The organism is Bacillus sp. TH50, assembly GCF_016650565.1.
Classification (GTDB): Bacteria; Bacillota; Bacilli; order Bacillales; family Bacillaceae_G; genus Bacillus_A; species Bacillus_A mycoides.
In genome coordinates this window covers 2,138,722-2,153,406 of the sequence record NZ_JAEKFM010000003.1, presented here as the reverse complement: position 1 = coordinate 2,153,406, position 14,685 = coordinate 2,138,722, and the positions used below count along the sequence as shown (strand labels likewise).

Annotated in this window: 16 protein-coding genes; 12 read left to right on the top strand and 4 right to left on the bottom strand. The window is 36.5% G+C overall.

The features are described 5' to 3' along the window. The first annotated feature begins 1 nt into the window (after window position 1). The 5 genes from thiI to JFU23_RS11120 all read left to right on the top strand — a co-directional run bounded on the left by thiI (window position 2) and on the right by JFU23_RS11120 (window position 5,488). Window positions 2–1,216 carry a tRNA uracil 4-sulfurtransferase ThiI gene (gene thiI / locus JFU23_RS11140; protein WP_002067574.1) on the top strand — a complete coding sequence of 405 codons (1,215 nt, stop codon included), beginning with the start codon at window positions 2–4 and terminating at the stop codon, window positions 1,214–1,216. Window positions 1,217–1,295: 79 nt separating this feature from the next. Beyond that, window positions 1,296–1,490: an alpha/beta-type small acid-soluble spore protein gene (locus JFU23_RS11135; protein WP_000168891.1), complete on the top strand. Its 195-nt coding sequence runs from the start codon at window positions 1,296–1,298 to the stop codon at window positions 1,488–1,490. Between the two features lie 221 nt (window positions 1,491–1,711). Next, window positions 1,712–3,298 (top strand): acyl-CoA synthetase MbcS, encoded by a 1,587-nt coding sequence (gene mbcS / locus JFU23_RS11130; protein ID WP_002167572.1) that lies wholly within the window; start codon window positions 1,712–1,714, stop codon window positions 3,296–3,298. 102 nt (window positions 3,299–3,400) lie between these two features. Then, window positions 3,401–3,832, top strand: coding sequence for a VOC family protein (locus JFU23_RS11125; protein WP_201031902.1), 432 nt, complete (start codon window positions 3,401–3,403; stop codon window positions 3,830–3,832). 87 nt (window positions 3,833–3,919) lie between these two features. After that, complete coding sequence (locus JFU23_RS11120; RefSeq protein ID WP_201031901.1) at window positions 3,920–5,488, top strand: amidohydrolase; 1,569 nt, start codon at window positions 3,920–3,922, stop codon at window positions 5,486–5,488. 221 nt (window positions 5,489–5,709) lie between these two features. Here JFU23_RS11120 and JFU23_RS11115 read toward each other — a convergent pair whose 3' ends face one another. Continuing rightward, window positions 5,710–6,513: an NAD kinase gene (locus JFU23_RS11115; RefSeq protein WP_201031900.1), complete on the bottom strand. Its 804-nt coding sequence runs from the start codon at window positions 6,511–6,513 to the stop codon at window positions 5,710–5,712. Between the two features lie 205 nt (window positions 6,514–6,718). Between JFU23_RS11115 and JFU23_RS11110 the strand changes: the two genes are divergently transcribed. From JFU23_RS11110 to ackA, 5 genes are all read left to right on the top strand, one after another. Beyond that, window positions 6,719–7,357 carry a DUF2953 domain-containing protein gene (locus JFU23_RS11110; protein WP_016102961.1) on the top strand — a complete coding sequence of 213 codons (639 nt, stop codon included), beginning with the start codon at window positions 6,719–6,721 and terminating at the stop codon, window positions 7,355–7,357. A 12-nt stretch (window positions 7,358–7,369) separates the two neighbouring features. Continuing rightward, complete coding sequence (ytfJ, locus tag JFU23_RS11105) at window positions 7,370–7,765, top strand: GerW family sporulation protein (RefSeq protein ID WP_199671903.1); 396 nt, start codon at window positions 7,370–7,372, stop codon at window positions 7,763–7,765. A gap of 135 nt (window positions 7,766–7,900) precedes the next feature. Then, the gene (tpx, locus tag JFU23_RS11100) at window positions 7,901–8,401 is read left to right on the top strand and encodes a thiol peroxidase (RefSeq protein WP_002015549.1); all 501 of its coding nucleotides are present in this window, start codon (window positions 7,901–7,903) and stop codon (window positions 8,399–8,401) included. Window positions 8,402–8,612: 211 nt separating this feature from the next. Continuing rightward, window positions 8,613–9,599, top strand: coding sequence for a class I SAM-dependent methyltransferase (locus JFU23_RS11095; RefSeq protein ID WP_002015548.1), 987 nt, complete (start codon window positions 8,613–8,615; stop codon window positions 9,597–9,599). 297 nt (window positions 9,600–9,896) lie between these two features. Further along, a complete protein-coding gene (gene ackA, locus JFU23_RS11090; protein ID WP_002015546.1) occupies window positions 9,897–11,090 on the top strand; it encodes an acetate kinase in 1,194 nt (397 codons plus the stop codon). A gap of 24 nt (window positions 11,091–11,114) precedes the next feature. On the opposite strand, the gene JFU23_RS11085 is transcribed toward ackA, so the two are convergent. Then, window positions 11,115–11,546 (bottom strand): NUDIX hydrolase, encoded by a 432-nt coding sequence (locus JFU23_RS11085; RefSeq protein WP_201031899.1) that lies wholly within the window; start codon window positions 11,544–11,546, stop codon window positions 11,115–11,117. 183 nt (window positions 11,547–11,729) lie between these two features. On the opposite strand from JFU23_RS11085, the gene JFU23_RS11080 reads away from it, so the two are divergent. Next, window positions 11,730–12,563 carry an EcsC family protein gene (locus JFU23_RS11080; RefSeq protein WP_201031898.1) on the top strand — a complete coding sequence of 278 codons (834 nt, stop codon included), beginning with the start codon at window positions 11,730–11,732 and terminating at the stop codon, window positions 12,561–12,563. Window positions 12,564–12,594: 31 nt separating this feature from the next. On the opposite strand, the gene JFU23_RS11075 is transcribed toward JFU23_RS11080, so the two are convergent. After that, window positions 12,595–13,257 carry a YitT family protein gene (locus tag JFU23_RS11075; RefSeq protein WP_002015542.1) on the bottom strand — a complete coding sequence of 221 codons (663 nt, stop codon included), beginning with the start codon at window positions 13,255–13,257 and terminating at the stop codon, window positions 12,595–12,597. A gap of 856 nt (window positions 13,258–14,113) precedes the next feature. Here JFU23_RS11075 and JFU23_RS11070 point away from each other — a divergent pair. Beyond that, on the top strand, window positions 14,114–14,308 hold the full coding sequence (locus JFU23_RS11070; protein WP_201031897.1) for a hypothetical protein: 195 nt from the start codon (window positions 14,114–14,116) through the stop codon (window positions 14,306–14,308). Window positions 14,309–14,336: 28 nt separating this feature from the next. Here the strand turns inward: JFU23_RS11070 and JFU23_RS11065 are convergent, their stop codons facing one another. Continuing rightward, on the bottom strand, window positions 14,337–14,654 hold the full coding sequence (locus JFU23_RS11065) for a hypothetical protein (RefSeq protein WP_063218482.1): 318 nt from the start codon (window positions 14,652–14,654) through the stop codon (window positions 14,337–14,339). Window positions 14,655–14,685 lie beyond the last annotated feature (31 nt).

Genomic DNA, 14,685 nt, shown 5'->3' with positions numbered 1-14,685 from the left:
TATGATGACATATGAATATATTTTAGTTCGTTATGGAGAAATGACGACAAAAGGAAAGAACCGTTCTAAGTTTGTAAGTACGTTAAAAGATAATGTGAAATTCAAATTAAAAAAATTCCCAAACATTAAAATTGATGCAACACATGATCGTATGTACATTCAGTTAAATGGTGAAGACCATGAAGCAATTTCTGAAAGATTGAAAGATGTATTTGGTATTCATAAGTTTAACTTAGCAATGAAAGTACCATCAGAATTAGAAGATATTAAAAAAGGTGCATTAGCAGCTTTCTTACAAGTAAAAGGTGATGTGAAAACATTTAAAATTACAGTGCACCGCTCTGATAAGCGCTTCCCAATGAAGACGATGGAGTTACTTCCAGAAATCGGTGGGCACATTTTAGAAAATACAGAGGATATCACAGTAGATGTTCATAATCCAGATGTGAATGTACGTATAGAAATTCGCAGTGGTTACAGCTATATTATGTGTGGTGAGCACATGGGAGCTGGCGGTTTACCAGTTGGCGTTGGCGGAAAAGTAATGGTACTTCTTTCTGGTGGTATCGATAGCCCGGTAGCAACTTACTTAACGATGAAACGCGGCGTATCTGTGGAAGCAGTTCACTTCCATAGTCCACCTTTCACAAGCGAGCGCGCGAAACAAAAAGTAATCGATTTAGCACAAGAGTTAACGAAATACTGTAAACGTGTAACACTTCACCTTGTTCCATTTACTGAAGTGCAAAAAACGATTAATAAAGAAATTCCATCTAGCTATTCTATGACAGTTATGCGTCGTATGATGATGCGTATTACAGAGCGTATTGCAGAGGAGCGTAATGCACTTGCAATTACGACTGGTGAAAGTCTTGGACAAGTAGCGAGCCAAACGTTAGATAGTATGCATACGATTAACGAAGTGACAAACTATCCTGTTATTCGTCCGCTTATTACGATGGATAAATTAGAAATTATTAAAATTGCAAAAGAAATTGGAACGTATGATATTTCAATTCGTCCATATGAAGACTGCTGTACAGTATTTACACCAGCAAGTCCATCGACGAAACCGAAGCGTGAGAAAGCAAATCGTTTTGAAGCGAAGTACGATTTCGCGCCGTTAATTGAAGAGGCTGTAGCGAACAAAGAAACAATGGTATTACAAACAGTAGAAGTAGTGGCTGAAGAAGAAAAATTCGAAGAACTTTTCTAAACCCATAAATTACCACATTCAAATGTGCATGAAGTCATGTTGTTTATCACACTCTATACTCACAAGGAGGTGATACAACATGGCAAGCACAAATAAATTAGCAGTATCTGGTGCTCAAGCAGCATTAGATCAAATGAAATACGAAATCGCTCAAGAGTTTGGTGTTCAACTTGGAGCTGATGCAACATCTCGCGCTAACGGATCTGTTGGTGGCGAAATTACTAAACGTCTAGTTTCACTAGCTGAGCAACAATTAGGCGGTTACCAAAAATAATCCCATATACGATGGCTTAGAAAGAGCGGGTTCTCCCGCTCTTTCTTTTTGTCGTTTTCGTCGTTATTTGCCGATGAATCGTTATGTTAAAAACATCGTCGCTATACATTCATACATCAATTCGACATAAATATAAAAAAATTGTCAAAAGAAGAGGGTTCAAAATTTACTGAAAATTCTTTATTATATAAGGGAGGCATAGAAATAAAGGAGGATGTTATATGAAGAGAGAGGAATTGTTAGCGCCGCCGTCTTATAATTTAGTTTCGGAAATAGAGAAATATACGAGTGATAAAGAGAAGCTTGCTTTAATTTGGCAAGATGATAAAGGGAATAGACGAGAGATTACATATTTTGAATTAATGCAAGGTGCGAATAAAATTGGAAACGCTTTTATAAAAAGTGGCTTACAAAAAGGGGACAAGCTCCTTATTATGATGCCGCGCTTAATTGAAGCTTACATGACGTATATTGCTGCGATTAAAGCAGGATTTGTCGTTATTCCAAGCTCAGAAATGTTGCGTAAAAAAGATATCGAGTATCGTATTGGGCACGGAGAAGTAAAGGCTATCGTAAGTTACGAACCGTATATTGGACAATTTGACGGCGTAGAAGCGGTGGAATCTCTTCAAAAATTCGTCCTGAGCGAGCGTTCAGTAGATGGATGGACGAATTTAAAAACAGCATTAGAAACGGAAAGTGATACGTTAGAAATGGCGAAGACGGATAAAGAAGATATGGTCTTTTTATCTTATACGTCAGGGACGACAGGAAATCCAAAAGGAGTTGTTCATACGCATGCATGGGCATACGCTCATTTACGTACAAGCGCCCCGAACTGGCTCGGAATCGAAGAAGAAGATGTTGTATGGGCAACGGCTAGTCCAGGTTGGCAAAAATGGATTTGGAGCCCGTTTGTAGCGACTCTCGGTTCAGGTGCAACAGGATTTGTATACAATGGTAAGTTTGAACCAAAAACGTATTTAAATTTATTAGGCGATAATAAGGTGAATGTGCTTTGTTGTACGCCGACTGAGTATAGATTAATGGCAAAGGTAGAAAATTTAAGTGAGTACAATTTAGAAGCGTTACATAGCGCTGTATCAGCTGGTGAGCCGTTAAACAGGGAAGTTATTGAAACGTTCCAAAGGCATTTTGATATTACGGTAAGAGACGGTTATGGGCAAACGGAAAACACATTACTCGTTGGGATAATGAAAGGGATGGACATTAGACCAGGATCAATGGGAAAACCGACGCCGGGAAACCATGTTGATATCGTAAATGAAGAAGGAACTCCTGTACAGGTAGGAGAAGTTGGTGATATCGCAGTTCACATTGAAACACCAGCACTCTTTAAACAATATTATAAAGACGATGAGCGCACAGCGATGCAATTCCGCGGTGATTATTATATTACCGGTGATAAAGCGAAAAAAGATGAAGAAGGCTATTTTTGGTTTGAAGGTCGCGGTGATGATATTATTATTAGCTCTGGTTATACAATCGGACCGTTTGAAGTAGAAGATGCGCTTGTAAAACATCCTTACGTAAGAGAATGTGCGGTTGTTGCAAGCCCTGATGAAATTCGCGGAAGTGTCGTGAAGGCATTTATCGTATTAAGAGAGAATATAGACAAGAACGAAGAAACATTAATTCCAGTGCTCCAACAACACGTCAAAGAATTGACTGCACCATATAAATACCCTCGCAAAATTGAATTTGTAGATGAACTACCAAAAACGATTTCCGGAAAAATTCGCCGTATTGAACTTAGAAAACAAGAAATGGAGCTTCCTTCAAAATAATTTTGAAAATAGGGAAGTAAATAGTTGAATGAAATGTAAAACGATGATATTATAAAAACGAACACAAGTTCGTTTTTATAAACTAAAAAAAGAGGTGTCCGTATGATTTTAGGTATTAATCCGTACTTAGTTTTAGATGGTAGTGGGCAAGAAGCTGTACAGTTTTACAAAGAGGCGTTAGACGCAAAGGTAGAAGTAATGCAAACTTTTGGTGACATGCCTGAAAATCCAGAATACCCAATTCCAGCTGAAGCGAAAGAGCGCGTTTTACATGCTACTTTAAAAGTTGGTAATACGGACCTTATGATTTCTGATACATTCCCAGGTCAAGGGCATGCAATCGGATCTCAAGTAACAATCGCAATTCAAATTAATAATGCAGAAAAAGCGAAAGAAGTATTTGATAATTTACAAGAAGGTGGAGAAGTTATTATGCCACTTCAAGAAACTTTCTGGAGCCCAGCATACGGACAACTAAAAGATAAATTTAACATTGAATGGCAAATTACAACGAACCCTACTGAACAAAAATAATTTTTGGAAAAGCACCATTTTTAATCGAAATGGTGCTTTTTTTATACGCTCTAATTTCGTAGACTAAAGGAAAAGGGGGACGAGTATATGGGAGAAATTTGGTATGGCGGCACCATTTACACTATGCGAGAAGAGAATGAAAAAGTAGAAGCTATTTACGTTGAAAATGGAGTCATTGTTCATATGGGGAATAAAGAAGAGTTAGAAAACCGATATTCAGAAGTGAAGTTATATGACTTAAAAGGGAAAACGATGATTCCAGGACTCGTTGATAGCCATATGCATCTTATTGGGCATGGGGAGAGGTTGCTTCGTCTAGATCTATCAAATTGCAAATCTTATAGCGAAGTACTTACTCTTGTTCAGAAGCGCGTAGAAGAAGCGCCAAAAGGATCTTGGATTATCGGAGAAGGATGGAATGAAAATAATTTCACAGATACAAAACAAGTTCATGTACGTGATTTAGATGAAATCTCTAAAGAACATCCGATTTTATTAAAGCGTGTTTGTCGTCACGTGACATGGGTGAATTCATACATATTGCAAGAAGCGAACATAACAGAAGCGACGCAAGATCCAAAGGGCGGAAAAATTGGTCGTGACTCATTAAATAAATTAACAGGACTTTTATATGAGCAAGGACAAGAGTTAATTAAACATGTTCAGCCCGAAATAGATGGAGTGTATTTGCAAAGTGCTCTGCAAACAGCGATTTCAGACTGCTGGCAATACGGATTAGTTGGCGGACATACGGAAGACTTAAATTATTATGGTGGCTTTCAAAAAACGTACAATGCGTTTTCACACGTTATAAAAGAAATGCGGTTTAAAGCGCATTTACTCGTTCACCATGAAGTAGCGAATGAACGAAAAGAATATGAAAATGAGCACTATATTGAATTTGGTGCGATGAAAATTTTTTCTGACGGTTCTTTCGGCGGAAGAACAGCTTTATTAAGTGAACCGTATGAAGATGAGAAGGAAACAAATGGAGTTGCCATTTTCTCACGTGAAGAGCTTGCAGGTTTAGTGAAAAAAGCACGAGATTTACATATGCCAGTTGCCATTCATACAATTGGTGATTTATCGCTTGAATATGTCATTGGTGCGCTTGAATTACATCCACCAGCAGAAGGATTACGTGACCGTATTATTCATTGTCAGCTAGCTCGTGAAGAGTTGATTGAAAGAATGAAACACTTGCCAGCTATTATTGATATTCAGCCAGTCTTTGTTTCGTCAGATTTTCCATCAGTTATTGAAAAACTAGGAGAACGCCGTCTTCGTTATGCGTATGCTTGGAAGACGTTACTGGATGCAGGATTACACTGTAATGGAGGCTCTGATGCTCCAATTGAACAAGTGAATCCGTTTTTAGGTATATATAGTGCTGTTACACGTAGAAGTTTTATTGACGGCGTATGCTATATGCCAGAAGAAAGATTAACGGTATATGAAGCTGTCTCTTTATTTACAACAGGAAGTGCGTATGCAATCGGAAAAGAAGCGAAGCGAGGACAAATCGCAAAAGGATATGAGGCAGACTTTACGATATTAGACCGCAATGTTTTTGAAATTGAGGCGGAAGAAATAAAAGAAGTACAGGCAGAAATGACCGTCATTGATGGGAAGATTGTTTATAGAAAAGACGTCTAAAAATTTGAGGGAGCGGCTCCGAAAATACATTTTGGTGCTGCTTCCTCTTTTTAGATAGGTTGATGATGTCGGTAAATTGATATTTTGGGTAAAATCGTTGATATAATTTCATATACTGTTGTCCTGTTCCAAAATGTTTTGTGAAACAGCGTCAAGTTGCATTTGATAAATAAAAAACCCTCGAATTATGGAAATCCCATAATTCGAGGGTTTTTTGATTACTATAAAAACGTTCTCTGTACTTTTTCCCAGAAAGAGTTGTTTTTTAATTTAACAGTTTTAATTTGTTTATCGCTTAAACGAACAACGGCTTTTTCCACTTGTTTAATGCTAAGTGCTTCGTTATCCATTCCGATAACAGGATAATCATTTCCATCTGGTTTAAGTGTTAAAGTTAACGTACGCTCGTGATTTAAAAGGAACGGTGACCCGAGTGTACGGTATGTGTTGTTATTTAAAGATGCTAGTTCGCTTACTTGGAAACATGGGATAAGTGGATCGACAACTGCACCATGTAATGATTTATTGTAAGCGGTACTTCCTGTTGGTGTGGAGATAACTAATCCATCACCTCTAAAGGTTTCGAAATGTAAATTGTCGACGTGTACATCTACGACAAATGTTTTAATGATACTAGAGCGTAATGTGAATTCATTTAAACAATGGAAAGATGTACCGTGATCTACATCTACTTTAATTGTTGGATATTTTCGCACTTCAATTTCGTTTTTTGTAATTTCTTGAAGGGCTGTATTAACGTGATCGATGTGGAAATCGCAGTAGAAAGAAATTTCATCTTTCGTAGAAATACCTGCGTATAAGCAATCTTCTCTAAAGCCGGTTTTACGAACGGCTTGTAAGAAAGTCCCATCATCTCCAACGCTGACGATAGCGTTTGCATTTTTTGGATGATCTAATATGGTAAATCCATTCTCCTCTAAAATACGATATACTGGTTTCATTTTTTCAACGAGCGTTACTTTGTCATCACCATAAAAGAAAAATAAATTGCGACGATTTGCCATTATGTATCCCTCCACTGCAGTTAAATTTTCTAGTCTTAGTGCTACATATCGTCAGAGTATGTTTCTGGATGATATGTTCAAATAGTATATTTCGATATAAATTGTCAAAATTCCTTTTTATTTTTAGAAAAATTTTTATATTCAATTTTATCAAGGTCTGTTTAATGATGAATAAACTTGTCGATAATGGGTATGGAGTGAAAGGATGGTACGAATGAAGTGGCTCGTAATTGGAATGATAATTCTTCTACTTTTTATTTTGCTTATACTATTATCGAAAATATCGCTTAAGGTGACGTTTTTATATTCAGAAATGGAAAAACAATGTTTATTTCAAGTGAAAATATGGATGATTCGATATACGTTTGATGTATTGGAAAGAATTGAAAAACAGCAGAAGAAGACAGGACAAAAAATTAAAAAAGCTGAAGAGGACGGCGGAATAGATAATAAAATTATGGCACAACTCGATAGTATAGGGGAACTGATAAAAAAGCTTCAAGACGTTCATACTATTGTTAAAGATTTTCTCAAAAGAGTGAAAATCAATGGTTGGAAATGGCATACGCAAATTGGAGCAGGCGACGCGGCTAGTACTGGAATTGTCACTGGATATGCATGGGGGACAAAAGGAATGGCTGCTGGAGTTGTAGGACAATATATGCATATTGTCGACGTACCAGAATTTGAAATTACTCCTGTTTTTCAAGGAAAGGGATTTGCATCAAGATGCGAGTTAACAGCATCTTTTCGTATATTCCGTACTGTAAAAACAGCGATAAAATTACTCGTGTTTATGAGAAAGCAAAGATCTGGTATGACAGAAAAATCTGTTCAAGCATAGGGGGGATATAGAATGGACCATCCAATTCAAGGTTTAATGACAACCGCAATGCAGCATTTAAAACAAATGACTGATGTAAATACAATTGTTGGTGACCCAATTAAAGCGGCAGATGGAAGTGTAATTCTTACAGTTTCGAAAGTCAGTTTTGGATTTGCTGCTGGTGGAAGTGAATTTGGCAGGGTAGAACATTCAGGCCGTCATCCATTTGGCGGGGGAAGTGGTGGAGGAGTTTCTATTAATCCTGTTGCCTTTCTTGTTATAAATGGAGAAGGTGTGAAAGTATTACACTTAGATAAGCAAACACACGTCATCGATAAAATAATTGAATTAGCGCCACAAGCTGTTGATAAAGTGAAAGAAATGATGGATAAACGAAAAGAAGATGATCCTGAATTTCAAATTTAACGAATAAAGAAGCTGATCAGTGGATTAGCTTCTTTAATTTTTTTGTAAATAAAGCGATTTTATTTGCATTATCGATAGGGACAAACTATCATTTACATTGTACATATTTTGTTTAAAATAAGGGAGGATTTTTAAGTGGCAAATGTAACTTTTAAAGGTAACCCAATGACTTTAGTTGGAACAGAAGTTAAAGTTGGCGATCAAGCGCCTAACTTCCAAGTATTAGCAAATGACTTATCTCCAGTAAGTTTAGAAACATACAAAGGTGAAGTGAAATTAATTAGTGTTGTACCTTCAATCGACACAGGTGTATGTGATGCACAAACTCGTCGTTTTAACGAAGATGCAGCAGGTATTGAAAACGCGAAAGTATTAACAATTAGCGCTGATTTACCATTCGCTCAAAAACGCTGGTGTGCAGCAAACGGTTTAGAAAATGTTGTAACACTTTCTGATCACCGTGACCTTTCATTCGGTGAAGCTTACGGCTTAGTAATGAAAGAACTTCGTTTACTTGCTCGTGCAGTATTCGTAGTAGATAGCAATGACAAAGTAGTTTACGCAGAATACGTAGGCGAAGGTACAAGCCATCCAAACTATGAAGCAGCATTAGAAGCAGCTAAATCTGCGAAGTAATGTAAATGAAGACGACCTCTCATTAAAGTTTTACTTTAGAAGAGGTCGTCTTTTCTCATGTATTGTTAACTGAACCAATATATGAGAAAAGACGTTACATCATAAACAACTTGAAGGGGAGCTCTTTGCAAGAGGTCGCTTTTTCTTTTGGGAAAAATTTAGATTATGGTATGATATAAGTTATGTGTAAAAGAGAGAAGGAGGAATGTACGTGAGTCAGGCAGTAGAAACATTATTTTCTATTTTTGATTCTTCTACGGTAGTTTTACGTAAAGAATTAGATGTAACATATTTAGAGGCGCTTGTAGAAACAGGTGATAACTTGTTTGAAGGAGCGATTTTACAAGAGGAATTATCCGAATCAACAATTGAAAGGTTGAATCGTGAATATAGTACGTTTAATGAAGAAACATATAAAGGGGAAGAAATTCGTAAAGCATTTCAGCTAGCCATTTTAAAAGGAATGAAAGAGGGCGTACAAGCGAATCACGAAATGACGCCAGATGCAGTTGGAATGTTCATGAGCTACTTATTCCATAAGTTTATGCAAGGTCAAAAAGAAATTACTGTTTTAGACCCTGCAATTGGAACTGGTAACTTAATGACTACATTGTTTAATAGCGCCAAAGAAGAACTAACAATGAGTGGATTTGGTGTAGAAGTGGATGAGGTGTTAATTAAACTTGCTTTAGTAAATGCAAATTTACAAAAGCATGCAATCGAATTCTTCCACCAAGATGGACTAGCACCACTTTATATTGATCCAGTTGATGCAGTCGTTTCAGATTTACCAATTGGTTATTATCCAAATGAAATTGTTGCAAGTGAATATACATTAAAAGCAAATGAAGGAATGTCATATGCACATCACTTATTTATTGAACAAAGTGTGAAACATACGAAAGAAGGCGGGTATTTATTCTTCTTAGTACCAAACTTCATTTTTGAAAGTGATCAAGCGCCAAAGCTACATGCATTCATTAAAGAGACATGTTTTATTCAAGGATTATTACAGCTTCCTGTTTCCATGTTTAAAAACGAGAAAAATGCAAAAAGTATATTTGTTCTCCAAAAGAAAGGCCAAGGTGTAACAATGCCGAAACAGGCACTACTAGTGGAATTACCTAAATTCTCTAACATGAAGGCTATGGAGAACATTATGGATCAATTGAATACTTGGTTTGCAACACATAAATAATACGATATATATGTAACAGGGTTAGTAATTAATGTAGTACAGTTTTATAGGATATGTAATGTTTTTTAATATATACAAGATTTAACTGAATTTTTTGAAATCTGTAATATATTTTTTTCTTGGTGTTACAATTTTTTCACTTGAAATATATGTCGGACGATGTTTAAATTAAAATCGTGAGTATAAAATTTACTAATGATGAAACGTTTTCATAATGAGTGAATTTAATTAGATAAAATCGAGCGGTTTGTGGAATGATCCACACAACTACCAAGAGAAAAAGGGGCGAAAGACTAGATGTCAAAAATCATCGCGATTAACGCAGGAAGCTCTTCGTTAAAGTTCCAATTATTTGAAATGCCAAGTGAAACAGTATTAACAAAAGGTTTAGTAGAACGTATCGGTTTAGAAGATAGTATCTTCACAATTACTGTAAATGGCGAAAAACAAAAAGAAATTACAAACATCCCAGATCATGCAGTAGCAGTTAACATGCTTCTTAAGAAATTAACTGAAAACGGAATCGTAAAATCTCTTGATGAGATTGGCGGTATCGGTCACCGTGTTGTACACGGCGGCGAAAAATTTGCTGATTCTGTTTTAATTGATGCTGAAGTATTAGCTGATATCGAAGAATTAAGCGATTTAGCACCACTTCACAACCCAGCAAACCTTGTTGGTATTAAAGCATTCCAAGAAGTACTACCAAACGTACCAGCAGTAGCAGTATTCGATACAGCATTCCACCAAACAATGCCGGAATCTGCATTCTTATACAGCTTGCCATATGAGTACTATGAGAAATTTGGCATCCGTAAATACGGTTTCCACGGAACTTCTCATAAATATGTAACTGAGCGTGCGGCTGAATTATTAGGTCGTCCAATTGAAAGCTTAAGCCTACTTTCTTGTCACTTAGGTAACGGTGCAAGTATCGCAGCAGTAGAAGGCGGTAAGTCTATCGATACTTCTATGGGCTTCACTCCACTTGCTGGTGTAACAATGGGTACACGTTCTGGTAACATTGACCCTGCGTTAATTCCATACATCATGGAAAAAACAGGCCAAACTGTAGAAGAAGTAGTTAGCGTATTAAACAAGAAGAGTGGTATGTTAGGTCTTACTGGTTACTCTAGTGACCTACGTGACATCATTGCGAAAGAAGAAGAAGGCGACCACCGTGCGAAAGTAGCACTTGACGTGTTCGTGAGCCGTATCCATAAATACATCGGTTCTTACACAGCTCGTATGAAAGGCGTTGACGCTATCATCTTTACAGCTGGTGTAGGTGAAAACAGTGCAATTATTCGTGAGCGCGTATTAGAAGGCCTTGAGTACATGGGCGTATACTTCGACGTAAAACGCAATAACGTATTCGGTGAAGAAGCATTTATCAGCTTCCCACACTCTCCAGTAAAAATTATCGTAATTCCAACTGACGAAGAAGTTATGATTGCTCGTGACGTATTACGTCTTGGAGATATTGGTTAATATATGCATGAAAAAGACGAGATCCTAAAGGATTTCGTCTTTTTTTTGTATATATTTTAAAATCTGATCTGGATATAGTATTTTTTCCTTTTGAATAAATGCAGTGAGGGGAATCCATTTTGCATATGAGGCTGTTTGTTCATCTTTTATATTCAGTATTTCCATTTCATATAGTGATGTGTCTAATAAACGCACAGAATATAGTTGAATGATCTCATGACCAATTTTCTCACCTGAATAAAAAATATTTTCTAAGCATCCTAAATAATCGGTAACTTCTATTTCTGTATGAAGTTCTTCTGTAAATTCTCGAATAACGGTATCTGCTGATTTCTCACCAAGTTCAATTGAACCGCCAAGAGGCCGATAAAAGATTGCGTCTTCCATATTATATTCTTGTACGAGAAGTCGATCGTGATGTATAGCAATGCCAAAAGCTTTTGCACGTGGGTACATATGTATAATCGCTCCTCATTTGTTTTGTATAGGGACGATTATAATCTAGCTGAATAGAAACTGGTACCATGTATTCGGATAGAATGTTGCGACTTCTTAGGCTGTAAATAAAGAACATGCGATGTACAAGCATATTTGCAAATATGATACAATAGAAAAAAATCGAACGAGGTGGTTGTTGTGATGCGATCGAAGCGAGAACAAGCCATTTTAGACAATATAAAAGAGTGGGAAGGGCAATTAGTAGAGCAAGAAGCGACCGATTTTCAAAAGATGTTTGATAAGTGGTTGCATACTGCAGTTGCAAAACTACCTGAGAAAAAACGAAAAGACTTTTTTACGAAAGCAGATGGATGGCTCTTTCATTTGCATGCACTTATTCAAAGTTCACAATCACAGTTAGATGCACGTAATCGTATTTTAGGAACATCGAGATTATTTGATGAATCAATTGAGCAACTTGAAGATTTGAAGGCGTTATCTATTGATCAATTAACATACATAGCAGAGCAGCAAACAGCACGTCATCGTCTATATTCATTCGTACAAGGCGGAGCAACAGGTGTTGGCGGTCTATTATTATTAACGGCTGATTTTCCGGTTATGATTGCGTTAAATGTGAAGGCTGTACAACTTATTGCGACATCATTTGGACATGATGTGAACAAGCCGTATGAAATGATGCTTGCGTTAAAGGTATTCCATGCAGCATTATTGCCGGCGAGACTTCAGCAATACGCATGGTACAATTTACTGAGAGAACTTGAGCAAGAAGATTCATTCTTTTATGAAGGAGACGAAGAGGTGTTAAAGCCAGCTTCTACTGAGGTTGTGTTAAAACAAATTTTGAAGACATTTTCGATTTATGCTCTTCGTCGTAAAGTATTCCAAGGCATTCCTGTACTTGGAATGGCAATTGGCTCTACAGTGAACTATCGCTTAACGAGGAATGTTACTGAATTTGCAAATAAGTTTTATCAAGTACGCTACATATTAGAAAAAGAAAAGAGAGCATGAAAAAAAGCGAGAGGCCGAAGCCTTTCGCTTTTTAGTTTGTCGCATGTTTTTTGGATATTGGAATAGAAACGGGTTGCTTTGCTGCTTTCTTTTCTGTTTTTGGATAGTAAATTAAATCCAATGTTTTTGCCTGTACGGCAATCGAAAGAATAGTAAAAGCAATTTCTGTCCAATTTAAATAATATAATGAAAGCGCAAGAACAATCGCGTCAAAGACGAAGAAAATTTGCCCAATTGTAAACCGAGTTCGTTTACTTAATATAATTGTTAAAATATCGTCTCCACCGGTTGCACCGCCAAATCGCAATATAAAACCGAGTCCAATACCAGCTAACGCACCGCCAACTACTGCAGCTACAAATAAATTATTTGATAAATCTACCGTAAAAGGAGAATAATTTTCCATAAGGGAATAAAATACTCCGAATGAAAGTGAACCTAAGAATGAATAACCAACCATTTTTCTACCTAAAAATGAAGCACATAGTAAAATAATAGGGATATCCATTACTACAGTTGAAATAGATGGTGAAATATCATAAAAATTTTGGATAAATAGTGCAATACCTACAAAGCCACCTTCTGTTAAGTGGTTTTGGAAGTGAATGTGATATAGCGCTGCTGCTAATATAAATGAACCGATTAAAACCATAAAAACTTCTTTAATAATTTGTCGACTTTGGATGTTCCTCATCGTTATTCCTTCTTTCCGTAGTTAGTAGTCCTTTTGGTGTTGTAAACTAACTACGAGCTCACATGTAGCTTTCAGTTAGTTTACGAAAAAAACTAACTACGCTATATGTCGCTGAAGAAATAACGAATAATCCTCTCGTCCATCAATTCTCCCTACCTTCGTTTTAGTTTAAGTCTTAAAGCGACTAAACAAAACGGGGAGTAGGATTCTTCATTTAGCAATCCTGCTCTTCTTTGTTTTGTTTAGCTAGTAACAATTAAGTCCTAAACAAAACGCTATGTGTAAGAAGAGTCTTTTTTTTGCCAAATTATCCTTCGGGCAATCATAATTTCCCCACTCTCGTATTTTTTTCGCTAGACTAAAGTATCTGAGCTGAAAAATACGCTACGTGTATGATTCGTCAATACGATGCCACATGCTCCTTCGAGCGATCATGATATCAAAATCCCTTCCTTCAAGATTTATATTATTATATCATACTTTCAAAAAATACATGCGGATGGAAACCGACAATAACCGGAGAGAATCTACAAAAAATGTTATGTTTAAATATTTTTGTAGAAAAGCCTAAGTTATTTCGTAGAACTGGACAACTTTTAGAAGTTTGTCCAATAAGTAAGAAAAGAAGGGTTTTTATTCAATTGTATTGTTCTCATCACTTTTATCTTTAAAAAATGCATCCCAGCTAATGATACTTAAAAAAGTTAAAGCGATAATAATGAAAGCTCGCATAAGTTTGAGACCTCCTTTTGTACATAGTATATGAATAATTTGTTTCGGAATGTGTCATTTTTTTACAAGCTCTAACTATTATGAGAGTATATTAATATAGATAGATGAGGGGGAGAATGGAGATATGCTAAAAGACATGTTTAAAAGAAAAGAATTAAAATGCGTTTTATGTCAGAAAAAGATTGAATATGAAGAAGAGCTAGTTGCTTTTGTAAAGTTGCCGAAAGAAAGAAGTATATTAGTTGGTCCGTTTGATGTGTGTTTGGCGAAAACAGCACAAGAAATATATTGTAAATCGTGTTACGACAAAAAAGCATGACCCAAAGTAATTGAGGGGCATGCTTTTTTCATTGGTGTGCTTTTCCCTCAGATACATTTTGAGTGAGTCGATACCAAAGCCAAAGGTCATTAATGATGGAAGCAAGATCGGCAATTTCTGAATTAAGCTTGCAAGAAATTTCGAAGTCTTCTTCGTTATTTAAGTGGTGTTGTTTAGCGTTAATATGGTGCTCAAGTTCCTTTATACGATCAGGTATTTTCCCGCGAACTTGCTCCCATTTTAATAAAATAGAATGCTGCGCTTGTTCAGAGATGTCTTCCCATTTTTCTTGTATGTTCGGTACTTCAATTCCTAGATGTTCATTGTATATAAAATACTTTTTCATGGACACCCCTCCATTTTCCTTCCTCTATTTT